The sequence below is a fragment of the Streptomyces sp. NPDC055103 genome, assembly GCF_053607625.1.
Genome location: NZ_JBSGTX010000053.1, coordinates 38,965 through 65,018, shown reverse-complemented (window position 1 = coordinate 65,018; position 26,054 = coordinate 38,965). Strand labels below are relative to the sequence as shown.

The window sequence follows — 26,054 nt, the reverse complement described above, 5'->3', positions numbered from 1 at the left end:
GCACCGGAGTTCCGGTGCGGGGCCGCCTTTCGTGCGGGTGTGCGGTGCGTGCGGGCGTGCGGATCAGAAGCAGGAGATCGACGTGGTCCCGCGCACCTGCAGAGAGCTGGCCTCGTCGCGCTGGCCGACGCCGTTGCCGTCCACGAAGTCGTCCGACAGCCGGTCGTGGGTCACGTAGCTGCCGGGGTTCACGCAGAAGTCGAGGACCTGGTAGCCGGGGTGGTAGTAGTAGTGGCTCTCGTAGCCGCCGGTGCTGGAGTTGCTGGCCGACCACGAGTTGTCGTTCACGATGTGGCCGCTGGGGTAGAACGCGTCGTCCCTGAAGTCGGTGTCGCTGTTGAAGTAGTTGTGCGAGGCGGTCCCGATGCTGCCCTCGAAGAGGCAGTGGTAGCCCGCGGGGCAGTTGGGGCCGGCCGACGCGGTCGACGCGGTCGCGATGCCGCCGCCCACGAGGAGCGCGGTGGCGCCGGCGACGGCCGCGAACTTCTTGCGGAGCCCGGCCTTCAGCTGGATCGTGGACATGTCAATCTCTCCTTCTTCGTGTGATGTCGGGGAACATCCGCTCCTGAGCTCAGGAGCGGAAGGCTGTGGTGGCGAGGACCTCGTCGGCTGCCTTCTCCTGGCGGGCCGACAGCTTCTTCCAGTCCCGGCCGATGTCCGGGTGCTCGTCCAGCCGGCGCTGCTGTACGGCGGCGAGCCGCTCGTACGCCGTGGTCAGATACCCGGTCTCCGCCTTGCAGCGCAGGTCCGCCGCGGCGACGGGACTCGACCGCTGGTCCGCCTCCGTGCGCAGCGAACGCTGCACCCGTACGGGATCCTCGGCCTTGACCTTCGCCCGGTCCATGCACTCCCGCCAGCGCGCGGTCGCCGTGCGGAACGCGGGGTCCTTCTCCACGTCCTTGCGCGCCTGCTCCTGCGCCTCGAAGAGCAGGATCCGCACCTGCAGCCAGCGCATCCGGCCGTCGCCGAGCAGACGCGTCTCCGCCTCGGCGAGGCAGCCGTTGCCCGGGCGCGACACGCTCAGTCGCGCGCCCAAAGCGGTGACCCGCTTGGCCTCGTCACCGAAGAGCGCCCGCGCGTACGCGTCGGTGCTCTCGGGACTGCCGGGCCTGGGCGGCTTCTCGGTGGGCCCCGAAGGGGTGGCCGCGGGCGCCGGAGTCGTGGATTCGAGGCCGAAGGGCTGCGGGCGCTCGTCGGCCCCCGGGCTCTTGGGCGGGGGGACGGGTGCGTACCGGTAGCCCTGTTCGGCCATACAGACGATGGCGACCTTCTGCTGCGCCTCGACGGCACGCGGCTGCGGGGTGAAGAGCAGGCCGGTGACGGGGGGCAGCCGGTGCAGTGCGGTCAGCTCGGCGGGGTCCGCCGCCGGCTTCGCCGCCGTGGTGGGCGTGGGTGTCCGGCCCGTGGCCGAACCCGCGCCCGAACATCCGGCGCAGGCGGCGAGGGCCATCCCGGTGGCGAGTGCGCGAACGAGCCCCCGGGCCGCCGCGACACGCCGCCCGTCCCAACGCTTCTTCGCCGGCGTCTCGGGCATTTAGCGTTCCCCCGTTCTGTTGCTGAGTGAGCTGATCCGAAAACCGGACGGGTCAGAGTCTGCGATCACCGGGGGAGTTCCGTGAACGTCCGTGCGCTGGAACGTAATTGCCCTGGTCGGAGGGATTGAGATGCTGCGCATTCACTTCACGGGAGAAGACCTCGGGCGCATCAGGATCGCGGCGGGTCCCGACCCGATGTGGGAGATGCTCATGAGCCTGCACCGGCTCCGAAGACGGGACTCGGGCGTGCTCCTGGGCCCATGGCTGCGCCAGTCGCTACCCCGAGTGCCCACGGAGACACGGCTGTTGACGGCGCTCGCACCGCCCGTCGGATACTCGGTGGACTTCCTGACTCCGACGGTCGGCGGGGGTCTCGCCGCCCATCTGGAGGCGCTGCGTTCCACGCCCCTGAGTCAAGTGACGCGGGATCTGCGGGAGTTCGGCGTCATGAACCCCTCGCGGCGGCTGCCGGCCTGGCACCGGGAGCTGGTGGCGGGGGACCCCCCGGGGCTGGGCCGGCTGGCCGACGCGGCGCACGCGTACGTCGACGCCGTGCTCGCTCCGTTCTGGGAGCGGATCTGGGTGCAGGTGAGCCGCGACCGGGCGCGCCGCTCGGCGGTGCTCGCGGAGGGAGGCTGGGACGCGGTCCTCAGCAGGCTCCATCCGTCGGCGCGCTGGGAGTATCCAGTGCTCCGGGTGGCCTTCCCCATCGACCAGGATCTCCATCTGGACGGCCGTGGTCTGCTGCTCCAGCCGTCGTTCTTCTGTCGCTACGCCCCGACGACGTTCGCCGACCCGACCCTGCCCCCGGTCCTCGTCCACCCGATCGAACACGAGCCCCACTGGGCCATGCCGGAGGTGGGGCCCGCGGACGGACGCGCGCTCGCGGCGCTGATCGGTGCGACGCGGGCCGTCCTGCTGTCCGCGCTGGCGGACGGCGTCGCGACGACGGGCCAGCTCGCCCGCCGCGCGGGCACCACCCCGCCCAACGCCAGCCGTCACGTCGCGGCCCTGCGGGAGGCGGCGCTGGTCTCCAGCCACCGCCACCGCAACGAGACCTTGCACATGGTCACCATGCTGGGCCGCGCCCTGCTGGAGGGCCGCAACGTCTGCCTCTGTGCCTGAGTCGCCCTGTCGGTTCGGCGAGGGGAATCCACGATGACGGCCCGTACCGCCGTGTGAGAAGCTCCCCTGCTCCGTCGACCCTGACGGAGCAGGGGAGGGAGCGGGACATGTCGGTAGAACCCACGGATTACGTCACCCGGCTGCGCGAGCGGGCGAGCGATCCGGAGCTCGAGGAGGCGCTGCGACGCGACCGGGTGGCGCGGCGGGCCAAGATCGTCCTCGCCGTCGGTGCGGGGGCGTTGCTGCTCGGCGGGTTCGGGTTCTGGCTGAGCGATTCGACGGGGGAGCGGCCGCCGTACGAGCCGTACAGCCCGCAGACGCTCCGCGAGGACATCTGGCCCCTGGAATGGCCGTACACGGAGGACATGCCGTTCCGGAACTCGCCCGCGTCCGGCTGGGCGGAGGGCGCCGACGGGGTCTACGTCCCCGTGCCCATGGCGTCCGGCGGGCTCACCGCGAAGAAGATCACCGCCGTCCTCGACGACGTGAAGACCCTGCTCGTCGAGACCAACCTCGCGGAGGACACCCTGGCCGGCGGCGAGCCCACGGCGGGGCTCGCCCTGCTCGGTCCGGGCGGAGCCGACGACGCCGTACGGAAGGACCTGGTCACCCGCTTCGACCCCGAGGAGGTGTATCCGGCCGAGAGCGGCGTCCGGGTACAGGGCGCGATGACCTACCAGGTCTCGGCGGCGGGGGAGTTGGCCGTGCACGTCGACTACACCTTCGTCTACCCGCTGGTGCGGGCCGGGGAGGACCATGACGTGCTCCCCGGCGTCCCCGAGGTGGCACGGGTCGCCGTACGGCGGCAGTTCACGGTCACGCCGAAGGACGGGAAGCTCGTCGTGAGCGGCTACGCGAGCGAGGTCGCCAACCACGACTGCTCGGCGCCGAAGGACGGCTACCTCCACCCCCTCTTCGCCGAGGGCCGGTGGAAGGCGAGCCAGGCGGCCGGCGGGACCCGCGTCGCCCTGGCCGACCTGTACGACGAGCAGCGGACCCTCGCGAGCGGCCCCGGGCACTGCGTGATCCCCAGCGGGACCTGACCCCGCGGTCGTACGAGGGACCTGACCCCGTGGTCGTACGAGAGGCGTGGCGGCGGACGTTCATGGCCGGAAATCGCTTGGATTGCCGGTACGTCCTCTTGGACGTTCACCACCGCGCCCCCGTCGGGTCTTCTCGGCGTCATCCTGCCTCACTACCGTCCCCGGCGTACCACCCAATGGCTCGAAGGCGAACCATTGGCCGTCGACTGGAGGTCGGTCTTGTCATCCGAGAAGTCCCCCGAGCTGTCCCGCAGAAGGCTCCTCGCGCTGGGCGGCGGTGCCCTCGGTGTCGCCGCGGCCGGCTCGCTGCTGCCGCCGTCCCTGCAGGCCGCGATGGCCGCGGAGCCCCCGGCCGGCGGGATGGGGGCGGTGCGGCACGTGGTGGTCCTCATGCAGGAGAACCGTTCCTTCGACCACTACTTCGGCACCCTCAGGGGCGTCCGCGGATTCGGTGACCGCAACGCCATCGAACTGCCGTCCGGCAAGCCGGTGTTCGAGCAGCCCGCCGCGCTCGGCCGGACCGTGCTGCCGTTCCCGGTCCGCGGCGCCGCCGAGACGCAGCAGAAGGACCTCCAGTACATCGGCGACCTCGACCACTCCTGGAGCGGCGGCGGCAAGGCCTGGCGCGGCGGCTGGATGGACGGCTGGGTCTCGGCCAAGACCGCCGCCACCATGGCGTACTACGACCGGCGTGACATCCCCCTGCACTACGAGCTCGCCGACACCTTCACCATCTGCGACGCGTACCACTCGTCGATCCACACCTCGACGAGCCCCAACCGCAACCACCTCTGGTCCGGCTGGACCGGCTTCGAGGCCGACGGCAACCGCGCCGTCACCAACGCCGCCTACGCCGAGGGCACCCACCCCGGCTACGGCTGGCCCACCTACGCCGAGCGGCTCGAAGCCGCGGGGCGGAGCTGGAAGACGTACTCCGAGTGGGAGAACTTCACCGACAACAACATCGAGTTCTTCACCACCTTCAAGAAGATCGCCCGGAAGGCGCTCGCGCCCACCGGCGGGCACACCTTCATGGAGTCCTTCTACGCCGCCGTCCGCGACGCCGCTGCCACCGACAACACAGCCGAGCGGGCGCGGCTCCTCGGCCTCCTGGAGGAGGGCGTCGCCGGTCTCACCGAGGCCGAGCGCTCCCTCTTCGAGCGCGGCCTGCGCCGCGTCGAGAGCGGCACCCTCGCCGACGCCTTCCGTGCCGACATCGCCGCCGGCACGCTCCCCGAGGTCTCCTACCTGGTGCCCTCCGCGATCGACTCCGAGCACCCCGGCTCCTCGTCGCCGATCGCCTCCGCGAGCCTCGTCTACAAGGTGCTCGACGCCCTCGGCTCGCACCCGGACGTCTGGCGCCACACCGTCGTACTGATCAACTACGACGAGAACGACGGCTTCTTCGACCACGTGCCGCCGCCGGTCCCGCCCGCCGACAACACGGACGAGCGCTGGAAGGGCCAGCCCACCGGCCTCGGCATCCGCGTCCCGCTGCTCGTCGTCTCCCCCTGGTCGATCGGCGGCCACGTCTGCTCCGAGACCTTCGACCACACCTCCGTGATCCGCTTCCTGGAGAAGCTGACCGGCATCGACGAGCCCAACATCACGCCCTGGCGCCGGTCCGTCACCGGCGACCTCACCTCCGCCTTCGACTTCAAGCGCGGCCGCCCGCGGCCGCCCGTCGAGCAGCCCGGCCCGATCCCGCCGTTCACCGGCCGCTGGCGGCCCCAGCCCCCGGCCGTCCAGCGGATGCCCGTCCAGGAGCCCGGCGTCCGCCCGGCCCGCCCCCTGCCGTACCAGCCGGACGCCTCCGCGACCGTCGGGCCGGGGGCGGTGACCGTGGCCCTGCGCAACACCGGCAGGGCGAGCGCGCACTTCGCCCTCTATCCGTACGCGGGCGAGTTCACCGTCCCGCAGCACCGGGACGTCAGGGGGACGGGGGAGTGGACCGTCCCCGTCACGGGTGATCATTACCGCTTCACGATCACCGGCCCGAACGGCTTCCGCCGCGAGTTCGAGGGCCCCGCGGCCGGCGGCGCCGAGCTCGCCACGCGGATCGACCACCACGACCGTGACCTGCACCTCACCGTACGGAACACGGGCACGGCACCGGTTGCCTTCACCGTCCGGCCCCTCGGGTACGTGGACCCCGAAGACCTCGGCGACCTGGCCGACTGGACCCGCACGGTCACGGTGAAGCCCGGGAAGACCCGTACGGTCGTGCACTCGGCCGCAGACGCGCACGGCTGGTACGACGTCGAGGTCATCGCGCCCGGTGGCTTCCGCCGCCGCCTCATGGGCCACATCGAGAACGGGCGCCCCAGCGTCTCCGGGTGACTCCCCTCCGTGTGCGGGGTTCGGGACCTCGGTCCCGAACCCGCGCACCCGGCTGTGAGCATCGCCACGAAAGGGGCAAACGATCATTTTTGGCTGCGAGAGTGGGCGCAACCAGGTCATGCGTTCTTCTCGGGCCGCTCCCGTGCAAGATCCACGAACCACCAGGGAGCACGTCCTTTGGCAGCCATCGCACGATGGTGCATCCGGCACCGTCTCGTCGTCGTTCTCCTCTGGCTCCTCGCCCTCGGCGGAGTCGGCACCGGTGCGGTCCTCGCCGGCAACGCGTACTCCAACGACTACGAGGTCCCCGGCACCGAGTCCGGCCGGGCCACCGCCCTCCTCGACCGCGGCTTCCAGGGCCTCGGCGGCGACAGTGACACCATCGTCTGGCACACCGAGCAGGGCAGCGTCCGCGCCGACGCCGTCGAGCAGCGCATGACCGCGATGCTCGACGAGGTCGCCGAGCTCCCCGGGATCGCGGCCGTGACCTCGCCCTACGGGAACGCCGCGGCCACCGCGGACGCCGTGGGACAGATCAGCGAGGACGGCCGCACCGCCTACGCCACCGTCACCTTCGACGCGCAGGCCGACGACATCCCCGAGGCCCGGGCCCAGGCCCTCGTCGACACCGCGAAGGCGGCCGAGGCGCCGGGCGAAGGCCTCCCGGACGGCCTCCAGGTCGAGCTGGGCGGCACCGCAGTCGCCCTCACCGAGGCCCCCGGCGGCCACATCGCCGAGGTCGTCGGCGTCGCCGTCGCGGCCGTCGTCCTCTTCCTCGCCTTCGGCTCCCTCGCCGCCTCCGTGCTCCCCATCGCGACCGCGCTGGTCAGCGTCGGCATCGCGTACTCCGGGATCGTCCTCCTCGGCCACCTGATGACCGTCGCCGACTTCGCGCCCATGCTCGGCATGCTCGTCGGCCTCGGCGTGGGCATCGACTACGCGCTCTTCATCGTCACGCGGCACCGGAAGGGCCTCAAACGCGGCCTCCCCGTCCCCGAGGCCGCGCGGATCGCCGTCGCCACCACCGGCCGTGCCGTCGTCTTCGCCGGGGCCACCGTCTGCATCGCACTCCTCGGCATGCTGATCCTGCGGCTCAGCTTCCTCAACGGCGTCGCCATCGCCGCCTCCCTCACCGTCGTCCTCACGGTCGCCGCCTCCGTCACCCTGCTGCCCGCGCTGCTCTCCCTCATCGGCATGCGCGCCCTGTCCCGGCGCGAACGGCGGGCCCTCGCCGAGCACGGACCGCAGCTCGAACTCCCCACCGGCTTCGCCGCCCGCTGGTCCGCCTTCGTCGAGCGTCACCCGAAGCTCCTCGGGGCCGTCGCCGCCGTCGTCATGACCGTCCTGGCGCTGCCCACCCTCTCGCTCCACCTCGGCACCTCCGACCAGGGCAACGGTCCGGCCACCTCGACCACCCGCCAGGCGTACGACCTGATCGCCGAGGGCTTCGGGCCGGGCGTCAACGGTCCCCTCACCCTGGTCACCGGTCTCGACGGCGCCGACGACCGGGTCGCCCTCGACCAGCTGCCGACCGAGCTCTCCGCCACCCGCGGGGTCGCGTCCGTCTCCCCGGTCACGTACAACAGCTCAGGCGACACCGCCGTCCTCACCGTCGTCCCCGACTCCTCGCCCCAGTCCAAGGCGACCAGCGACCTCGTCGACCGGATCCGTCAGGACGTCCTTCCGAAGGCCGAGGCCGGCACCTCCCTGGACGTCCATGTCGGCGGCGTCACCGCCTCCTACGACGACTTCGCCGAGATCATCGTCGGCAAGCTGCCGCTCTTCGTCGGCGTCGTCATCGCGCTCGGCTGTCTGCTGCTCCTGCTCGCCTTCCGCTCGATCGGCATCCCGCTCAAGGCCGCCGCCATGAACGTCGCGGCCGTCGCCGCCGCCTTCGGCGTCGTCGTGGCGATCTTCCAGTGGGGCTGGGGGAGCGAGCTCCTCGGCCTCGGCAGCGCCGGACCGATCGAACCCTTCCTCCCCGTGATCATGGTCTCCGTCCTCTTCGGGCTCTCCATGGACTACCAGGTCTTCCTGGTCAGCCGGATGTACGAGGAGTGGCTGGAGACCGGCGACAACCGGCGGGCGGTCCGGGTCGGCCTCGCCGAGACCAGCCGGGTGATCAACTCCGCCGCCGTCATCATGATCGCGGTATTCCTCGCCTTCGTCCTCTCCGGCGACCGGGTCATCGCGATGTTCGGCATCGGGCTCGCCGCGGCCGTCGCCCTCGACGCCTTCGTCCTGCGCACCCTGCTCGTCCCCGCCCTCATGCACCTGCTCGGCGGGGCGAACTGGTGGCTCCCGAAGCGGCTCGACCGGATCCTGCCGCGGATCAGCATCGAGCCGCCCGAGTGCCGGGCCGCGGCGGACGCCCGTGCGTCGATACCGGGGCAGCGCGTGACGGTGGCGACGGCAGGGGAGAAGGACGATGTGCGCGCCTGAGCGGCGCGCGGCCGAGGACGCCGCTGAGAGCGCCGCCGAGAGCGCCGCCGAGAACGCCGTCAGGACCGCGGCGAAGGCGTCTTAAGGCAGTTCTCATGTGGGCCGCCTAGCGTGCGCCGCATGGACATCACGAAGACCGACGAGAAGACCGAAGAGACGGCCGCGGAGCCGAAGACCGAGGCCGCCCCGGAGGTCGAGTCGGCCGCGGAGGCCACCGCCGAGGCCACCGCCGAGCCCGTCGACGCGGACGCCGCCGACGAGCTGGACGAGCTGGATGACGACGAGCCGGCCGACGAGCTCCTGGCGGAGGTCCCCGCGGGCACCGGCGTCGGCGCCGGCGGCGCTGCCGTGGTTTCCGCCGCCCTCGGCGCCGTCGCCCTGACCGGCACCTGGACCGGCAAGGTCGTCTCCGAGCGCGAGACGCTCATCGGGCAGATCAACTCCCAGTCCGCCGCCCCGGCCCAGCAGATCTCCGAGATCTACGGCGACGCCTGGCACAGCACCGCCCTGGTCAACGGCGTCTTCGCGCTGCTCGCGCTCGTCACCGCCGTCCTCGTCCTGGTCCTCGCCCGCCCCGAGCGCCCCGTCTGGGTCCGCGCGGTGGCCCTCGGCGGCGCCGTCCTGGGCGGCCTCGGGCTGCTCCTGTCGGTCGGCACCTACTTCGACCTGTTCCTCAGCCTGCCCACCACCGGCTCCTGAGGGGCGTACCCACCCCGTCTAAGGACCCCCTGAGGTCCGCCTAAGGCCCCCCGTACGCCGAACATGCGGCACTCGCCCGATGTGACCGCACCCCCTGGGAACCGAGAGTAGAGGCATCGCAAGGAGCGATACCGAAACCCGAAGCCACCAGGGAGCACCCGATGTTCGAGTACGAACTCCACCGCATGAACCACGCCCAGCTCGTCCGTGAGGCCGCCGCCCGGCGACTCACCCACGAGGCCGCCGAGTCCACCGGTGCGGCCCGGGGTCTGCGTCGCTTCGGCCGCCGCACAGGGGGCCATGACACGGAGGGGCCGGTGAGCGGCGCCGGACGCGGTCACTTCGTCCGGGCCGCGTGACCCCCGTATGAGCGACCGTGCGGATGGTTGTGCGATGCTCGGCGCCGTGGAGACCAGGTCAGTCAGCCCCGTCTTCGTCGGCCGCGCCGGCGAACTCACCGCCCTCACCGAGGCGCTCTCCCGCGCGACCGCGGGAGAGCCCCAGGCCCTGCTCGTGGGCGGTGAGGCGGGGGTCGGCAAGACCCGGCTCATCGAGGAGTTCCTCGACACGGCCTGCGACCGCGGCGCCGTCGTCGCCGTCGGCGGCTGTGTGGAGCTCGGCGCCGACGGTCTGCCCTTCGCGCCCTTCGCCACCGCCCTGCGCTCGCTGCGCCGCAAGCTGCCCGACGAACTGACCGCCGCCGCCGACGGCCAGGAGGGCGAGCTCGCCCGACTGCTGCCCGAGCTGGGCGACCCCGGCAGCCACGAGTCCTCCGAAGAGGACTCCACCGCCCGCCTCTTCGAACTCACCGTACGGCTCCTGGAGCGGCTCGCCGCCGACCGTACGGTCGTGCTCGTCCTGGAGGACCTGCACTGGGCCGACACCTCCACCCGGCACCTCCTCACCTACCTCCTCCGCACCCTCCGCCGCGGCCGCATCGTGGTCGTCGCCAGCTACCGCGCCGACGACATCCACCGCCGCCACCCCCTGCGCCCCCTCCTCGCCGAACTCGACCGGCTCCGCACCATCCGCCGCATCGAGCTCTCCCGCTTCACCCGCACCGAGGTGCACCGCCAGCTCACCGGCATCCTCGCCGCCGAACCCGCCCCCGGGCTCGTCGAGGAGGTCTTCGAACGCTCCGACGGCAACGCCTTCTTCGTCGAGGAGCTCGTCGTCTCCCACGAGGCCGGCTGCGCCCCCGGCCAGCTCAGCGACTCCCTGCGCGACCTCCTGCTCGTCCGGGTCGAGACGCTCCCCGAGGACGCCCAGCGGGTCGCCAGGATCGTCGCCGAGGGCGGCTCCACCGTCGAGTACGGTCTGCTCGCCGCCGTCGCCCGGCTCACCGAGGACGAGCTCATCGAGGCGTTGCGGGCCTGCGTCGGCGCCAACATCCTGCTCGCCGTCCCCGACGGCGACGGCTACCGCTTCCGTCACTCCCTCGTCCGCGAGGCCGTCAGCGACGACCTGCTCCCCGGCGAACGCTCCCGCCTCAACCGCCGCTACGCCGAGGCCCTGGAGAGCGACCCGGCGCTTGTCCGGCCCGGCGAGCGGGCCCCCCGGCTCGCCACGTACTGGTACCACGCGCACGACCCGGCCAAGGCCCTGCCGGCCGTCCTCCGTGCCTCCGTCGCCACCCGCAAGCGCCACGCCTACGCCGAGCAGCTCCGCCTCCTGGAGCGCGCCATGGAGCTCTGGGACGAGGTTCCCGCCGAGATCCGCCGCGAGCTCCGGCCCATGGACTACGCCGAGGCCTACCCTCCGTGCGGCTGCGACCCCGAGACCACCCCGCTCAGCTACCTCGACCTCCTCGCCGAGGCCGCCGTCGCCGCCCGGCTCAGCGGCGAACACGAACGCGCCCTGAAGATCGGCCGGATGGCTCTCCGCCTCCTCGACGGCGAGGACGCGCACGATCCCCTGCGCGCCGCCTGGTTCTGGACCGAGAGGGCCCGCCTCCAGTCCAACCTCGGCCGCGGCGACGGCTGGGAGGAGATCGCCCGCGCCCAGGAGCTGGTCAAGGGCCTCCCGCCGTCCGCCGTCCACGCCGTGGTCCTCGTCGGCGCCGCCGGCTGGGGCATGCTCCGCAACCCCGGCCCGGAGGCCCTCACCGCCGCCGAACGCGCCGTCGAGTACGCCCGGCACGTCAAGGCCGAGTCGATCGAACTCAACGCCCGCCTCACCCTCGGCACCATCATGACCGCCGCCGGGGACGTCGAGGCCGGTCTCGCCGAGATGCACGAGGTACGCGAACGGACCACGGCCCTCGGCCAGTTCAGCGAGGCCGCGCGCGCCCACATCAACATCTCCTCCGCCCTGGAGGCCCTCGGCCGCTCCCGCGAGGCCGTCGAGACCGCCGACGCCGGCATCCGTCTCGCCCGCTCCTACGGGCTCGTCGGCAGCATCGGCTGGATCGAGGCCAACCGCGTCGAGTCCCTTCTCTCCCTGGGCCACTGGGACGAGGCACGCGAGGCCGCCGAGCGGCTCCAGAGCTCGGCCTCCGGCAGCAAGCCCCGGGGCTCGGCCTCCCTCCGCCTCGCCCAGCTCGCCGCGGCGCGGGGCGAGCTCGACGCGGCCACCCGCCACCTCGCCGACGCCCGCGCCGTCTACGGCACCCGCGACCCGATCCCGCAGTACACCCTGCCCATGGCCCAGGTCGCGATCGCCGTGGCCGCCGCCGAGGGCCGCGTCCAGGACGTCCGGGCCCAGCTCGCCGCCGCCGCGGAGGCCGGATTCCCGCCCGGCACCCACCGCTACGGCTGGCCGCTCGTCCTCACCGCGGCCGCCGCCGAGGCCGACAGCCGGGGACTGCCCGCCGCCGCCGAGGGCCGCACCGAGGCGATCGCCCTGATCCGCCGCTGCGTCCGCGCCCTCGCCGCCCCCGCCCCGATCTGGGCCGCCCACTCCCTCCAGGTCTCCCAGGAACTGGCCCGCGCCGAGGACCGCGAGTCCGCCACCCGCTGGGCCGAGGCCGTCGCCGCCTACGAACCGCTGGACCGCCCCGCCCCACTGGCCCGCGCCCGCCACCGCCTCGCCGACGCCCTCCTCGTCGAAGGCGGCCACCGGGAGGAGGCCACGGCCCTGCTCCGCGAGGCCCACGCCACCGCCGTCCGCCTCGGGGCCCGCCCGCTCCGCGAGGACGTGGAACTCCTCGCCGCCCGGGCCCGCCTCTCCCTGGCCCCGGAGAAGCCCGCCCCGGCTGCCGCCGAGCCCGGCGACGACAGCTTCGGCCTGACCCCGCGCGAACAGGACGTCCTGCGCCTGGTCGCCGCCGGCCGCACCAACCGGCAGATCGCCGAGGCGCTCTTCATCTCACCGAAGACGGCGAGCGTCCACGTCTCCAACATCCTCGCCAAGCTCGGCGTCGCCGGCCGCGGCGAGGCCGCCGCCCTCGCCCACCGCCTCCACCTCCTCGACACGACCCTCTGACCCCGGGCGGGGGATCCGTATCGTCACGCGTCCCGACCGCAGGTCTATCGGGCCGCGCGCCGGGTCGGCGTCGCCCGGGTCCTCCCTGGTCAGGGCCTGTCTGCGGCGCTCCTCCTCGGCGTGCCTGCGCCCCGGTGCGAAGAACTCGTCCAGTCCGCCGAACACGGTCACCGCCTCCTCTACGTCACCTCCAGCCGGAGGATCCTGTCGTCGCCGTCCTCGGGCGTGCCCCGGGCGTCGGTCTCGCTGGTCACGAGCCACAGCCGGCCGTCACCGCCCGCGAGGACCGTGCGCAGCCGTCCGTACGTACCCTTCAGGAACGCCTCGGGCTCCCCGGACCGTTCCGCTCCGGAGAGCGGTACGCGCCACAGCCGCTCTCCCCTGAGCCCGGCCATCCAGATCGCGCCCCGCGCGTACGCGATGCCGCTGGGGGAGGCCTCCGAGGGCGACCACTGGGCCACGGGGTCCACGAAGCCGGCCTTCCCGGCCCGCCCCTCGACCTCCGGCCAGCCGTAGTTGCGCCCCGGTCCGATCAGGTTCAGCTCGTCCCAGGTGTCCTGCCCGAACTCGGCCGCCCACAGCCGCCCCTCCGCGTCCCAGGCGATCCCCTGCACGTTCCGGTGCCCGTACGAGTAGACCAACGAGCCGGGGAAGGGGTTGCCGGGCGCCGGGCGGCCCTCGGGTGTCATCCGCAGGATCTTCCCGCCGAGCGAGGCCCGGTCCTGGGCGAGCCCCGTCTGGCCCGTCTCGCCCGTGCCCGCGTACAGCATCCCGTCGGGCCCGAACGCGATCCGCCCGCCGTTGTGCACGAATCCCTTCGGGATGCCGGTGAGCACCGGCTGCGGCGCCCCGAGCCGGTCGCCGTCCCCGCCTCCGTACCGCATGCGCACGATCCGGTTGTCGTGCGCGGCCGTCAGGTACGCGTACACCCAGCCGTCGCGGACCGCGACCCCGAGGAGGCCGCCCTCGCCGGCCCGGACGACCCCGGGCACCTCGCCGAGCGGGGTCTTCGCGCCGGTCCTCCCGTCGATCCGGGTGATCGTCCCCTCGTCCCGCGAGGAGACGAGCAGGTCGCCGCCGGGCAGCTCCGCGAGCCCCCAGGGCGACGCCAGCTCCTCGGTGAGGGTGCCCGCCACGGTGACCCGGCCGTCGCGCATGGGGGCCGGGGCCGAGGCGGGGGCGGAGGCCGATGCTGTCGCCGGAGCCGTACGGGAGGGCTCACCGCCCCCGTCGCCCCCGCCCGACGAGCACCCCGCCACGAGCAGGAGCGCGGCGGTGCCCCACAGGGCCTTCAGCACAGCAGGACGGCTCATGGTCCGGTCCCCTTCGACGAGTCGAGTGGCTTCCCCACACCTTTGATACACCGCCCGACCCGATCGGGTTCCCGCCCCGCCGACGCCCGATTCCGATCGGCGTTCAGTCCCACGACCCCCGGGGCGCCGGCAGCGCCGCGATCTCCGCGAGGTCCCCGGCCGTCAGCCGCAGGTCCGCCGCCCGCGCGTTCTCCCCGACCCACCGCTCCCGCTTGGCCCCCGGCACCGGCACGACGTGCGACCCGCGGCCGAGCACCCACGCCAGCGCCACCTGCGCCGGGGTGACCTCGGCGCCGTGCCGCGCGGCGACCCGCCGCAGACCCGCCACCAGCGGCTGGTTCGCCGCCATCATCTCGGCCGTGAACCGCGGGTGCCGGGCCCGCGGATCGTCCGGCTCGAAGCCGCCGCCCGGCGTCAGCGTCCCGGTGAGGAAACCGTTCCCCAGCGGCATCGCCGCCAGGAAGCCCACCCCGCGGGCCGCGCACCACGGCAGCAGCCGGACCAGCGCCTCCTGCGACCACACCGACAGCTCTGCCTCGACCGCCGCCACCGGGAAGACCTGCTGGATCCGCTCCAGCTGGCGGATCGTTCCCTCATAGCCGTCACGGGCGGTCCCGATCGCGCCCCTGCGGGCCGACCTGGCGCCGACCGCGCACAGCCCGAGGGCCCTCACCTTGCCCGCCGACACCAGCTCCGCCATCGCGCCCCAGGTCTCCTCGACCGGCACCTCGGGGTCCGCGCGATGCAGCTGGTAGAGGTCGATCACATCCGTCTGGAGCCGCCGCAGCGAGGCGTCGCAGGCCCGACGCACGTACCCCGGCCTGCCGTTGGCGACCACGTGCCGCCGCCCGCCGCCGTCGCCGACGAGCAGCCCGCACTTCGTCGAGACGAAGGCCTCCGCCCGCCGCTCCTTCAACACCCGCCCCAGCAAAAGCTCGTTGGTGAACGGCCCGTACATGTCGGCGGTGTCGAGCAGGCTCATCCCGGCGTCAAGTGCCGTGTGCACGGTCCGCAGCGAGCGGTCCCCCCGTTGTTGCGAACGGCTGTACGCCCAGTTCATCGGCATGCACCCCAGGCCGATCGCACCCACGTCGAGCGCCGTCGCCCCGATAGTCCTGCGCTCCACCTGCCGGTACCCCTCCCTGTGCCGTCCCCCAAAGTAACCAATGGCGCGCGGGATTCTTCGCATAGCCTCCCGGTCATGACATTCGAAGACAGCACCGCAGACGTGTGGCTTCCGGTTCCCGCGGGCGAGATCGAAGGACTCCCCGTGCCGGGCGATTCGGGCCTGAACTACCGCTTCTGGGACGGCGGACCGGACTTCCCCGCCGATCCCGCGCGCTGCGCCTTCTACGTCGTCCCGTACATGAAGGGATCGGAGATCGCCGTACGGCCGCTGGCGGAGATGACCTCCCTCCGGGCCGTGCAGACCCTCTCCGCGGGCATCGACCACGTCACGCCCGGCATCCCCTCGCTGGGCCCCGGGGTCGCCCTCTGCAACGCGAAGGGCGTGCACGAGGCCAGCACCGCCGAGCTCACGCTCGCGCTGATCCTGGCCTCACTGCGCGGCATTCCCGGGTTCGTCCGCGGCCAGGACGCCGAGGAGTGGCGGGCCGGCTTCTACCCGGCGCTCGCCGACAAGTCCGTGCTGATCGTGGGGTACGGGTCGATCGGCGCCGCCATCGAGGACCGGCTCGCGCCGTTCGAGTGCGCGCGGGTGGCGCGCGTCGCACGCTCCGCGCGTACCACCGAGCGCGGCCCGGTCCACGCCCTCGCGGAGCTGCCCGCGCTGCTTCCGGAGGCCGACGTGGTCGTGCTGTCCACTCCGCTCACGCCCGCGACCCACCACCTCGCCGACGCCGGCTTCCTGGCCAGGATGAAGGACGGGGCGCTGCTCGTGAACGTCGCCCGCGGGCCGGTCGTGGACACGGCCGCGCTGCTCAAGGAGGTCGAGAGCGGACGGATCACGGCGGCGCTCGACGTCACCGACCCGGAACCGCTGCCGGCCGGGCATCCTTTGTGGCACGCTCCCGGTGTCCTGATCAGTCCCCATGTGGGCGGTTCCACTTCGGCGTTCATGCCGCGCGCGAAGCGGCTGATCGCCGGGCAGCTGCGGCGGTTCGCGGCGGGGGAGGAGCTGGCGAACGTCCTCCTCACCACCGGCTGAGCCCCAGGGCCCGGCCGGCCGGGACGGGCGCCGCGCGCCCCCGACGCGCGCCGCTCACAAGCCCCAGGTAGTCACGGAGAGTACAGCAACCCTGTCCCTGAGTGACGGTCCTGGTGTATCGTCCCGGAGCGGGGGACTGCGTCGATGACGGGCTGACGCTGGGGAGCGAAGTGACGGGTCATCAGATTTCGAGGGGGGCGACGGGTGAAGCACGGCCGGAGGACCGACGATCCGACGCGGCGGCGACGCCGCCGGCCGGCCTCCCGCGCCTCTCTGCCGGTCTCGCGCGTTCGGTGCCGGACCAGGCCACGCCGTTCCGAGCGCCACGCGCCGCCGGACCGCACGACTGCGACGGGCACGCCCCCGGAGGTGCCGAGGAGCCGCCCGCGCGTCCGCACGAGCCGGCCGGGTGCGGTGGCGCGACGCCGGAGGGACCGGTGAGCGCGCCCGGAGCGGTCATCGCGCGCCGCCCCGTCGCCGGCGACGCCGGGCGCCCCGACCGCGACCGCTCCGGAATCGGCTCTGTCCTCGCCCAGATCGCCCTGGGGCTCATCTGCGCGGGGTACACGACCGGCGCGTCCCTCGGCTGGGGGTCGCCAGAACTCGCGCTCTTCATGGGTGACTTCGGACTCAGCGCCGCCGCGTTCACCGCCGCGGTCTCCTGCTTCCTCTACGCCCGCGCCCACCGCGGCAGCGACCGCCCCGCGTGGCTGCTCTTCGCCTTCTCCTCCTTCATGGCCGCCGCGGGGAACGCGGTGTGGGGGTGGTACGAGGTCGTCCTGCGGACGCAGGTCCCCGACTCCTCCGTGGCCGACCTCTTCTTCTTACTCTTCGCCCCGCCCGCCGTCGTCGGACTCCTCGTCCTGGCCAAGAAGCCCGTCACCCGGGCCGGCTGGGTCTGCCTCGGTCTCGACGCCTGGCTCATCGGCGGCTCCCTGCTCACGCTCTCCTGGAGCCTCGCCCTCGCCCGTACCGCGCACTTCGACGGCGAGTCCGTCGCCCAGGCCGCTCTGTCGCTCGCCTACCCGCTGCTCGACATCGTCCTCGTCAGCATGGTCCTGGCCCTGCACTTCCGGCGCTCCCAGGCGAACCGCTCGGCGACCAACACCGCGATCGCCGCGCTCGCCCTGACCGTCCTGTGCGACGCCCTGTTCACCTCGCCGCTGCTCCGCGAGAACTACGCGTCCGGACAGCTCCTCGACGCCGGCTGGTTCGCGGGCTCCCTCCTCCTGGCGTACGCGCCCTGGGGGGTGCGACGCCTGCCCGACAGCACCGCCGCCGACCGTGGTCCGTGGCTGCACAGCCGTCCGGTCGCGGGCTCGCTCGCCGCCCTCACGCCGTACCTCGCCGCCGCCGTCTGCACCCTCGGCATCCTGTACAACGTCGTCGAGGGCCGCAGGGTCGACCGGGTCGTCGTCCTCACCGGCTGCGCGGTCGTGCTCGCCCTCGTCGTGCGGCAGGGCATCATGCTCCTCGACAACATCGCGCTGACCCATGAACTGGCCCAGAAGGAGAACCACTTCCGGTCCCTCGTGCAGGGCTCGAGCGACGTCATCATGATCGCCGCGCCGACCGGGATACTCCGCTACGTCAGCCCGGCCGCCGCCGGTGTGTACGGCCGCGAGGCCGAGGACCTCATCGGCTCCGAGCTCGCCTCCCTCATCCACCCCGAGGACCTCGGCGCCGTCGTCCACGAGGTGCGCCGGTTCCTCGCGGCCTCGCCCGCGGAGGAGCCCACCACCCGGATCGAGTGCCGCTTCCGTTCGGGCCGCGGCGACTGGCTCAACGTCGAGTCGACCGTCAACCGCCACCAGGGCGGCCTCATCTTCAACAGCCGGGACGTGACCGAACGGGTCCGCCTCCAGGCCCAGTTGCAGCACAACGCCGAGCACGACCCGCTCACCGACCTGCCCAACCGGGCGCTGTTCACCCGGCGGGTCCGACAGGCGCTCGGCGGCCGCAGGTCCTCCGACCCCGGCACCGCTGTGCTCTTCATCGACCTCGACGGCTTCAAGGGGGTCAACGACCGCCTCGGCCACCAGGCCGGCGACGACCTCCTCGTCCAGGCCGCCCGCCGCCTCCAGGAGTCCGTCCGGGCCGGCGACACCGCCGCCCGGCTCGGCGGCGACGAGTTCGCCGCCCTCATCCTCGGCGACGGGGGCCGTGAGCAGGCCGCCCGCGAGACCCAGGTCCAGGAGATCGCCGACCGGCTCCGGCTCACCCTCTCCCGGCCGTACCGCGTCGACGGCGGCAACGAGGTGCGGGTCGCCGCCTCCATCGGTGTCGCCTTCGCCGAGCCCGGCATGGAGGCCGGCGACCTCCTGCGCAACGCCGACCTCGCGATGTACCGCGCCAAGGCCGCCGGCAAGGACCGCGTCGAGCTGTACGCCCCGCAGATGCAGGCCGAGGTCGTACGGCGGACCGAGCTGGCCGCCCGGCTGCGCACCGCCCTCCACGACGGCGAGTTCGCCCTGCTGCACCAGCCGGTCGTCGACCTCGCCACGGGCCGGATCTCCGCCGTCAGCGCCCAGGCGCGCTGGCGCTCGACCCAGGGCATCCTCTTCACCCCCGCCGAATACCTCCGCGTCACCGACGACGGCGAGCGCACCGCCGAGCTCGGCCGCTGGCTCCTCGAAGAGGCGGTGGAGCAGGCCGCCGAGCGGGCGGGAATCGGCCACCGCGCGCCCGTGTCCATCCGGCTCTCCGCCCACCGCCTCCTCGACCGCTCGCTCCCGCTCGGCTCGGTCGAGTCGCTGCTCACCCGGCACGGGCTGCCGTCCGGCTCGCTGATCATCGAGCTCGCCGACAGCGACCCCCGGACCTCTCTCGACGAACTCGAACAGCGCCTCGTGACCCTGCGCCGTCTCGGGGTGCGGATCGCCCTCGACGGATTCGGCAGCGGACATGTCGCGATCGACGCCCTCCGGCGGCTTCCCGTCGACATACTGAAGCTGGACCGAGGGCTCGTCGAGGGCGTGGTCGAGTCCGCCCGGCTCCGGAAGATCACCCGAGGGGTGCTCCGTATCGCCGGCGAGCTCGGGATGCAGACCGTCGCCGAGGGCGTCGACGTACCGGAGCAGGTGCTCGCGCTGCGCGCCATGGGCTGCAGTCACGCCCAGGGCATGGCCTTCTCGGGCCCGCTCGACGAGTACCGCCTGCGCAGGGCCCTCGTACGGGACGAGTACCCGCTCCCCGGAGGGGTCCCCGTACGGGCCGGAAACCGTCCCCCATTCTGCTCACATTCTGAGACGCCCGTCCCACCCACTTGACAGTGGCGAGGTGGGAGAGGGAGGGTCAATGCCATGCGCACCCGAATTCTCGTACTTGGAAAGCGCGTCGGCTGAAGCGCGGCCCTCACAGGCCCGCTGAGAAAGCACCCGACGCGCTCCCCTCGCTTGCCTCACGGCACGAGGGGTTTTTTGTTGCACTGGATCACCCCCAGGGCGACGTAAACCCTCGCAAAACGCCTCGCAAACACCCTCTGCTTCGAGAAGAGATGCTGATGACCGACCAGGCCACCGGGCACCATCCGCAGCCGCGGCCCCGCGGCGGCGCGCAGCCCGCCACGACCGTCGAGCACGTCACGGGCGCGCAGGCCCTCATCCGTTCTCTCGAGGAAGTCGGCGCCGACACCGTCTTCGGCATTCCGGGCGGCTGTATCCTCCCGGCCTACGACCCGATGATGGACTCGGAGAAGGTCCGCCACATCCTGGTCCGGCACGAGCAGGGCGCGGGCCACGCCGCCACCGGCTACGCGCAGGCCACCGGCAAGGTCGGCGTCTGCATGGCGACCTCCGGCCCCGGCGCGACCAACCTCGTCACCCCGATCGCCGACGCGCACATGGACTCCGTCCCGCTCGTCGCGATCACCGGCCAGGTCGCCTCCAAGGCCATCGGCACGGACGCCTTCCAGGAGGCGGACATCTGCGGCATCACGATGCCGATCACCAAGCACAACTTCCTGGTCACCAAGGCCGAGGACATCCCGCGGACGATCGCCGAGGCCTTCCACATCGCCTCCACCGGCCGCCCCGGCCCGGTCCTGGTCGACATCGCGAAGGACGCCCTCCAGGCGAAGACCACCTTCAGCTGGCCGCCGCAGACCGACCTGCCCGGCTACCGCCCGGTGACCAAGCCGCACGCCAAGCAGATCCGCGAGGCCGCGAAGCTGATCTCCGCCGCCAAGCGGCCCGTCCTGTACGTCGGCGGCGGCGTCATCAAGGCCGGCGCCACCGCCGAGCTGAAGATCCTCGCCGAGCTCACCGGCGCCCCGGTCACCACCACCCTGATGGCCCTCGGCGCCTTCCCCGACAGCCACCCGCAGCACGTCGGCATGCCCGGCATGCACGGCGCGGTCACCGCCGTCACCGCGCTCCAGAAGGCCGACCTGATCGTCGCCCTGGGCGCCCGCTTCGACGACCGCGTCACCGGCAAGCTCGACAGCTTCGCCCCGTACGCCAAGATCGTCCACGCGGACATCGACCCGGCCGAGATCGGCAAGAACCGCGCCGCCGACGTCCCGATCGTCGGTGACGCCCGCGAGGTCATCGCCGACCTGGTCCAGGCCGTCCAGGCCGAGCACAGCGAGGGCAACAAGGGCGACTACACCGCCTGGTGGAGCGACCTGAGCCGCTGGCGCGAGACCTACCCGCTCGGCTACGACCTGCCGGAGGACGGCAGCCTCTCGCCGCAGCAGGTCATCCAGCGCATCGGCGCGCTCGCCCCCGAGGGCACGATCTTCACGGCCGGCGTCGGCCAGCACCAGATGTGGGCCGCCCACTTCATCGACTACGAGCGGCCGGCCACCTGGCTGAACTCCGGCGGCCTCGGGACGATGGGGTACGCGGTCCCCGCCGCCATGGGCGCCAAGGCCGGCATGCCGGACCGCACGGTCTGGGCGGTCGACGGCGACGGCTGCTTCCAGATGACCAATCAGGAGCTCACCACCTGCGCGCTGAACAACATCCCGATCAAGGTCGCCATCATCAACAACGGCGCCCTCGGCATGGTCCGTCAGTGGCAGACGCTGTTCTACAACCAGCGCTACTCCAACACGGTCCTGCACTCGGGCCCGGACGACGTCCAGGCGAACAAGGGCACCCGCGTCCCCGACTTCGTGAAGCTCTCCGAGGCCATGGGCTGTGTCGCCCTGCGCTGTGAGGACCCGGCCGACCTGGACAAGGTCATCGCCGAGGCGAACGCCATCAACGACCGTCCGGTCGTCATCGACTTCATCGTCCACGAGGACGCCCAGGTCTGGCCGATGGTCGCCGCGGGAACCTCGAACGACGAGGTCATGGCCGCGCGGGGCGTGCGCCCCGACTTCGGCGACGGCGAAGACGACTGACAGCGAAGAGCGAAAAGGAAGAGACCCAGACATGTCCACCAAGCACACGCTCTCCGTTCTCGTCGAGAACACGCCCGGCATCCTCGCCCGGATCGCCGCGCTCTTCTCCCGCCGCGGCTTCAACATCGACTCGCTCGCCGTCGGTGTCACCGAGCACCCCGACATCTCCCGCATCACCATCGTGGTCAATGTCGAGGGCCTGCCCCTGGAGCAGGTGACCAAGCAGCTCAACAAGCTGGTCAACGTCCTGAAGATCGTCGAACTCGAGCCCAGCGCCGCGATCCAGCGCGAGCTCGTCCTGGTGAAGGTCCGCGCCGACAACGAGACCCGCTCCCAGATCGTCGAGATCGTGCAGCTGTTCCGCGCCAAGACCGTGGACGTCTCGCCCGAGGCGGTCACCATCGAGGCCACCGGTTCGAGTGACAAGCTCGACGCCATGCTCAAGATGCTCGAGCAGTTCGGCGTCAAGGAGCTCGTCCAGTCCGGCACGATCGCCATAGGGCGTGGTTCCCGGTCCATCACGGACCGGTCCCTGCGGGCCCTCGACCGCAGCGCCTGAGAGTCATCGGAGGTCAACCGCCGGTCCACCCGGCGGTCCGACTGACGAGACCCCAAAGCTTCCCTCAAGCGCTCCCCCGTACGGTGGGACGCAACACCAGCACCTCAAGGAGATTTCCAGTGGCCGAGCTGTTCTACGACGACGACGCCGACCTGTCCATCATCCAGGGCCGCAAGGTCGCGGTGATCGGCTACGGCAGCCAGGGCCACGCCCACGCGCTGTCGCTCCGTGACTCCGGTGTCGACGTCCGCGTCGGTCTCCAGGAGGGCTCGAAGTCCAAGGCCAAGGCCGAGGAGCAGGGCCTGCGCGTCGTCTCCGTGGCCGAGGCCGCGGCCGAGGCCGACCTCATCATGATCCTGACCCCGGACCCGATCCAGGCGAAGGTCTACGAGGAGTCCATCAAGGACAACCTGAAGGCGGGCGACGCGCTCTTCTTCGGTCACGGCCTGAACGTCCGCTACGGCTTCATCGAGGTCCCCGAGGGCATCGACGTCGCCCTGGTCGCCCCGAAGGGCCCGGGCCACCTGGTCCGTCGTCAGTACGAGGAGGGCCGCGGCGTTCCGTGCATCGCGGCCGTCGAGCAGGACGCGACGGGCAACGCCTTCGCGCTGGCGCTCTCGTACGCCAAGGGCATCGGCGGCACCCGCGCGGGCGTCATCAAGACGACCTTCAAGGAAGAGACCGAGACCGACCTGTTCGGTGAGCAGGCCGTCCTCTGCGGTGGTACCGCGGCGCTGGTCAAGGCGGGCTTCGAGACCCTGACCGAGGCCGGCTACCAGCCGGAGATCGCCTACTTCGAGTGCCTCCACGAGCTGAAGCTCATCGTCGACCTCATGTACGAGGGCGGCCTGGAGAAGATGCGCTGGTCGGTCTCCGAGACCGCCGAGTGGGGCGACTACGTCACCGGCCCGCGGATCATCACCGACGCCACCAAGGCCGAGATGAAGAAGGTCCTCGCGGAGATCCAGGACGGCACCTTCGCCAAGGAGTGGATGGCGGAGTACCACGGCGGTCTGAAGAAGTACAACGAGTACAAGACCGCGGACTCCGAGCACCTCCTGGAGACCACCGGCAAGGAGCTGCGGAAGCTCATGAGCTGGGTGAACGACGAGGAGGCGTAAGCCTTCGGGGAAGGGGCCGGACAGTGTGTCCGGCCCCTTCCCGCTTCGTTGGACACCCCGTCCAACCACGGACGGGTGATCCTTCCACCGAGGCGTATGAGCTGCGCCGACGCACCACTACACTTCTCAACAACATACGCGTCAGGCCCACAGCGTCGTGCGCTTTCACGCGGCAAGCCCCCTCCACCGCCTGCGGCCGTCGGGACGGCCGTCCGCACTGGATCTGTGAGGACTCACGTGAGCTCGAAACCTGTCGTACTCATCGCTGAAGAGCTGTCGCCCGCCACCGTCGACGCGCTGGGCCCGGACTTCGAGATCCGGCACTGCAACGGCGCCGACCGCGCCGAGCTGATCCCCGCGATCGCCGATGTGGACGCGATCCTGGTCCGCTCCGCGACCAAGGTCGACGCCGAGGCCCTCGCCGCCGCGAACAAGCTGCGCGTCGTCGCCCGTGCCGGTGTCGGTCTGGACAACGTCGACGTCTCCGCCGCCACCAAGGCCGGCGTGATGGTCGTCAACGCGCCGACCTCGAACATCGTCACCGCCGCCGAGCTCGCCTGCGGTCTGCTCGTCGCCACCGCGCGCAACATCCCGCAGGCCAACACCGCCCTGAAGAACGGCGAGTGGAAGCGCAACAAGTACACGGGCGTCGAGCTGAGCGAGAAGACCCTCGGCGTCGTCGGCCTCGGCCGCATCGGCGTCCTGGTCGCCCAGCGCATGTCCGCCTTCGGCATGAAGATCGTCGCGTACGACCCCTACGTGCAGCCGGCCCGTGCCGCTCAGATGGGCGTGAAGCTCCTCGCCCTGGACGAGCTGCTCGAAGTCGCCGACTTCATCACCGTCCACCTGCCGAAGACCCCCGAGACCCTCGGTCTCATCGGCGACGAGGCGCTGCACAAGGTCAAGCCCTCCGTCCGGATCGTCAACGCCGCGCGCGGCGGGATCGTGGACGAGGCGGCGCTGTACACCGCCCTCAAGGAGGGCCGGGTCGCCGGCGCGGGCCTCGACGTGTACGCGAAGGAGCCCTGCACGGACTCCCCGCTCTTCGAGCTCGACCAGGTCGTCTGCACCCCGCACCTCGGCGCGTCCACGGACGAGGCCCAGGAGAAGGCCGGTATCGCCGTCGCCAGGTCGGTGCGCCTGGCGCTCGCTGGCGAGCTGGTCCCGGACGCGGTCAACGTCCAGGGCGGTGTCATCGCCGAGGACGTGAAGCCGGGTCTGCCGCTCGCCGAGAAGCTCGGCCGGATCTTCACCGCCCTCGCGGGCGAGGTCGCGGCCCGTCTCGACGTCGAGGTCTACGGCGAGATCACCCAGCACGACGTGAAGGTGCTCGAACTCTCCGCGCTCAAGGGTGTGTTCGAGGACGTCGTCGACGAGACCGTGTCGTACGTCAACGCCCCGCTGTTCGCACAGGAGCGCGGCGTCGAGGTCCGGCTGACGACGAGCTCCGAGTCGCCCGACCACCGCAACGTCGTCACCGTGCGCGGCACCCTGGCGAGCGGCGAGGAGGTCGCGGTCTCCGGCACGCTGGCCGGCCCCAAGCACCTCCAGAAGCTCGTCGCGGTCGGCGACTACGACGTGGACCTGGCGCTCGCCGACCACATGGTCGTGCTGCGCTACGAGGACCGCCCGGGCGTCGTCGGCACCGTCGGCCGGATCCTCGGCGAGGCCGGTCTGAACATCGCGGGCATGCAGGTCTCCCGCGCGGAGGAGGGCGGCGAGGCGCTCGTCGTGCTCACTGTGGACGACACGCTGCCGGCGGCCGTCCTCGCGGAGATCGCCGAGGAGATCGGCGCCGCCTCGGCGCGCACGGTCAACCTGATCTGACGCACCACCCCGTACGGACACACGTACGCGTACCCGGTTTCTAGACGTTCGTCTTACACGATTGTCTAGCGGCCGGGTACAGTGCTGTCATGGGACACAAGGAAGACCTGCTCGAAGGCGCCAAGCGCTGCCTCCTGGAGAAGGGGTACGGGCGCACCACGGCGCGCGACATCGTCGCCGCGTCGGGCACCAACCTCGCCTCCATCGGCTACCACTACGGCTCCAAGGACGCGCTGCTCCAGCAGGCCTTCCTGGCCCTCACCGAGGAGTGGGGGGACCAGGCCGGCGCGGCCGGCGCGGAGGGTGCGGAGGCGCTGCCGGCCGACCCGTACGAGCGTTTCCACGCCGTCTGGGAGCAGGTGATCGCCGCGGCCGGGCCGAGCCGTCCGGTCTGGAAGCTCCAGACCGAGGTCGTCACCCGCATCGATGACGACGAGAAGCTCCGCGAGGCCATCAAGGAACCCCAGCGCGAGGGCCGCCTCGGCATGGCCCAGGGCTTCCTCGGCATCGACCCCGAGGCGGACCCGGAGAAGGCGCGAGTGGCGGGTCTCCTCTGCCAGGCCCTCGCCACCGGCGTGATGATCCAGTGGATGGTCGACCCGGAGACGGCGCCGAGCGCGGAGGACCTCACCGCCGGGCTCAGGGTCCTGATGGGGGAGGGCAGCTGACGGCAGGTCATGAGCGCGGGGCGGCGGGAGATCGTCGATTCCCCGGACACTCCGCCGTTCGGGTGCCACGATGGGACGCCAGGGCATCGGCGCGACGGACGCCGATCCCGGGAAACCGAGAGGGTCGCCGATGACGGACGTCTCCCCTGTGGCCGGGCTCGCCGAGTGGATCGGGGCGCTGAGGAGCGAGCTCCGCAGGGCCCAGGACGCGGCGAGCGGACAGGACCTCCGCTTCAGCGTGGGGCCGGTGGAACTGGAGCTGGAGATCGCCACCACCCGGGAGGCCGGCGCCACCGGAGAGATCAAGTTCTGGGTGGTCGGCGTCGGCGGCTCGGGGAAGCAGACCACCGAGTCCCGGCAGCGCATCACCCTCTCGCTCACCCCCGAGGAAGCGAACGGCCCGGTCATGGTCGGCGACCGGCTGCCCGGGCAGCCTCGCTGACCC

Annotated in this window: 20 protein-coding genes; 15 read left to right on the top strand and 5 right to left on the bottom strand. The window is 72.2% G+C overall.

The genetic code is table 11. The features are described 5' to 3' along the window. Positions 1–63: 63 nt before the first annotated feature. Together ACWFR1_RS28625 and ACWFR1_RS28620 are read right to left on the bottom strand one after the other, a co-directional pair. The gene (locus tag ACWFR1_RS28625; RefSeq protein ID WP_453556012.1) at positions 64–522 is read right to left on the bottom strand and encodes a hypothetical protein; all 459 of its coding nucleotides are present in this window, start codon (positions 520–522) and stop codon (positions 64–66) included. Between the two features lie 49 nt (positions 523–571). Next, entirely contained in the window at positions 572–1,534 is a 963-nt protein-coding gene (locus ACWFR1_RS28620) for a hypothetical protein (RefSeq protein WP_453556009.1), read from the bottom strand. Between the two features lie 130 nt (positions 1,535–1,664). On the opposite strand from ACWFR1_RS28620, the gene ACWFR1_RS28615 reads away from it, so the two are divergent. The 7 genes from ACWFR1_RS28615 to ACWFR1_RS28585 all read left to right on the top strand — a co-directional run bounded on the left by ACWFR1_RS28615 (position 1,665) and on the right by ACWFR1_RS28585 (position 12,607). Next, positions 1,665–2,660: an ArsR/SmtB family transcription factor gene (locus tag ACWFR1_RS28615; RefSeq protein WP_453556006.1), complete on the top strand. Its 996-nt coding sequence runs from the start codon at positions 1,665–1,667 to the stop codon at positions 2,658–2,660. Between the two features lie 107 nt (positions 2,661–2,767). Beyond that, positions 2,768–3,703: a hypothetical protein gene (locus tag ACWFR1_RS28610; RefSeq protein WP_453556003.1), complete on the top strand. Its 936-nt coding sequence runs from the start codon at positions 2,768–2,770 to the stop codon at positions 3,701–3,703. 219 nt (positions 3,704–3,922) lie between these two features. Then, complete coding sequence (locus tag ACWFR1_RS28605; protein WP_453556000.1) at positions 3,923–6,043, top strand: phosphocholine-specific phospholipase C; 2,121 nt, start codon at positions 3,923–3,925, stop codon at positions 6,041–6,043. A 177-nt stretch (positions 6,044–6,220) separates the two neighbouring features. Further along, positions 6,221–8,485, top strand: a complete 2,265-nt coding sequence (locus tag ACWFR1_RS28600) for an MMPL family transporter (protein WP_453555999.1) — start codon at positions 6,221–6,223, stop codon at positions 8,483–8,485. A gap of 120 nt (positions 8,486–8,605) precedes the next feature. Further along, positions 8,606–9,184 (top strand): hypothetical protein, encoded by a 579-nt coding sequence (locus ACWFR1_RS28595; protein ID WP_453555997.1) that lies wholly within the window; start codon positions 8,606–8,608, stop codon positions 9,182–9,184. A 161-nt stretch (positions 9,185–9,345) separates the two neighbouring features. Continuing rightward, the gene (locus ACWFR1_RS28590; protein ID WP_453555994.1) at positions 9,346–9,543 is read left to right on the top strand and encodes a hypothetical protein; all 198 of its coding nucleotides are present in this window, start codon (positions 9,346–9,348) and stop codon (positions 9,541–9,543) included. A 7-nt stretch (positions 9,544–9,550) separates the two neighbouring features. Beyond that, a complete protein-coding gene (locus tag ACWFR1_RS28585) occupies positions 9,551–12,607 on the top strand; it encodes a helix-turn-helix transcriptional regulator (RefSeq protein WP_453555991.1) in 3,057 nt (1,018 codons plus the stop codon). On the opposite strand, the gene ACWFR1_RS28580 is transcribed toward ACWFR1_RS28585, so the two are convergent. The 3 genes from ACWFR1_RS28580 to ACWFR1_RS28570 form a co-directional block, all read right to left on the bottom strand. Next, a complete protein-coding gene (locus ACWFR1_RS28580; protein ID WP_453556018.1) occupies positions 12,491–12,772 on the bottom strand; it encodes a DUF6191 domain-containing protein in 282 nt (93 codons plus the stop codon). The two genes, ACWFR1_RS28585 and ACWFR1_RS28580, sit on opposite strands and share 117 nt — an antisense overlap. A gap of 14 nt (positions 12,773–12,786) precedes the next feature. Beyond that, positions 12,787–13,920 (bottom strand): PQQ-dependent sugar dehydrogenase, encoded by a 1,134-nt coding sequence (locus tag ACWFR1_RS28575; protein ID WP_453555989.1) that lies wholly within the window; start codon positions 13,918–13,920, stop codon positions 12,787–12,789. A gap of 103 nt (positions 13,921–14,023) precedes the next feature. Then, on the bottom strand, positions 14,024–15,046 hold the full coding sequence (locus ACWFR1_RS28570) for an aldo/keto reductase (RefSeq protein ID WP_453555987.1): 1,023 nt from the start codon (positions 15,044–15,046) through the stop codon (positions 14,024–14,026). 75 nt (positions 15,047–15,121) lie between these two features. On the opposite strand from ACWFR1_RS28570, the gene ACWFR1_RS28565 reads away from it, so the two are divergent. The 8 genes from ACWFR1_RS28565 (at position 15,122) to ACWFR1_RS28530 (ending at position 26,051) form a co-directional block, all read left to right on the top strand. Then, positions 15,122–16,087: a 2-hydroxyacid dehydrogenase gene (locus ACWFR1_RS28565; protein ID WP_453555984.1), complete on the top strand. Its 966-nt coding sequence runs from the start codon at positions 15,122–15,124 to the stop codon at positions 16,085–16,087. Between the two features lie 437 nt (positions 16,088–16,524). Continuing rightward, positions 16,525–19,356, top strand: coding sequence for a putative bifunctional diguanylate cyclase/phosphodiesterase (locus tag ACWFR1_RS28560; RefSeq protein ID WP_453555981.1), 2,832 nt, complete (start codon positions 16,525–16,527; stop codon positions 19,354–19,356). Between the two features lie 227 nt (positions 19,357–19,583). Further along, complete coding sequence (locus ACWFR1_RS28555) at positions 19,584–21,434, top strand: acetolactate synthase large subunit (protein ID WP_453555978.1); 1,851 nt, start codon at positions 19,584–19,586, stop codon at positions 21,432–21,434. 31 nt (positions 21,435–21,465) lie between these two features. After that, on the top strand, positions 21,466–21,993 hold the full coding sequence (gene ilvN / locus ACWFR1_RS28550; protein WP_121833425.1) for an acetolactate synthase small subunit: 528 nt from the start codon (positions 21,466–21,468) through the stop codon (positions 21,991–21,993). Between the two features lie 119 nt (positions 21,994–22,112). Then, positions 22,113–23,114, top strand: coding sequence for a ketol-acid reductoisomerase (ilvC, locus tag ACWFR1_RS28545; protein ID WP_453555975.1), 1,002 nt, complete (start codon positions 22,113–22,115; stop codon positions 23,112–23,114). 237 nt (positions 23,115–23,351) lie between these two features. Next, positions 23,352–24,941, top strand: coding sequence for a phosphoglycerate dehydrogenase (serA, locus tag ACWFR1_RS28540; RefSeq protein WP_453555973.1), 1,590 nt, complete (start codon positions 23,352–23,354; stop codon positions 24,939–24,941). Between the two features lie 89 nt (positions 24,942–25,030). Next, the gene (locus ACWFR1_RS28535; protein WP_453555970.1) at positions 25,031–25,609 is read left to right on the top strand and encodes a TetR/AcrR family transcriptional regulator; all 579 of its coding nucleotides are present in this window, start codon (positions 25,031–25,033) and stop codon (positions 25,607–25,609) included. Between the two features lie 130 nt (positions 25,610–25,739). After that, positions 25,740–26,051, top strand: a complete 312-nt coding sequence (locus tag ACWFR1_RS28530) for a trypco2 family protein (RefSeq protein WP_453555968.1) — start codon at positions 25,740–25,742, stop codon at positions 26,049–26,051. Positions 26,052–26,054: the final 3 nt, after the last annotated feature.